The organism is Oceanobacillus locisalsi, from assembly GCF_042675985.1.
Classification (GTDB): Bacteria; Bacillota; Bacilli; order Bacillales; family Amphibacillaceae; genus Oceanobacillus; species Oceanobacillus locisalsi.
Map to the genome: position 1 here is coordinate 1 of NZ_JBHTKK010000067.1, position 533 is coordinate 533.

1 protein-coding gene is annotated in these 533 nt (G+C 45.8%); it reads left to right on the forward strand.

The features are described 5' to 3' along the window. Positions 1-434: IS66 family insertion sequence element accessory protein TnpB (gene tnpB / locus ACFQ19_RS20310; RefSeq protein WP_379594679.1), on the forward strand; the 434-nt coding region annotated here is incomplete at its 5' end. Positions 435-533: the final 99 nt, after the last annotated feature.

A 533-nucleotide genomic window follows, 5' to 3' on the forward strand; every position in this document is an offset into this window, starting at 1 on the left:
GACAGCCTTTCTGTCGAAGTACGTCCTGGTGCGGACATGGCTTTACTATCCGATGTTGTACAGGTGCTTACCTATCGATGATAAGCCATATGCCGTTCGAACAAGTCTATTTAGCACGCGGAAGCACCGATTTACGTAAATCTATTGATGGATTAGCGGTCATTGTCCAGGAATGTTTTGAACTGGATCCTTTTTCGCCCTGTTTATTCGTGTTCTGTAATCGGAAGCGTGATAAATTAAAAATTCTTCAGTGGGAGAACAATGGTTTCTGGCTGCATTACCGGAGGTTGGAGCGCGGGACATTTCATTGGCCGTCCGAAGAAGACGCAGCCCCGATGCACATCAGCCCGCGTCAGCTCCGGTGGCTTCTGGATGGGTTATCTATCAACCAAAAACAAGCGCATGACGAAGTAAAAGCCCGTACCGTTCTATAATAAATTGAAATATGCGAATATGGGAATGAGGCTAGGCAAGCCGAATTCTCTTTCGTATACTGTATATATGGAAAAAACAACGGAATCATCCCAGGACAC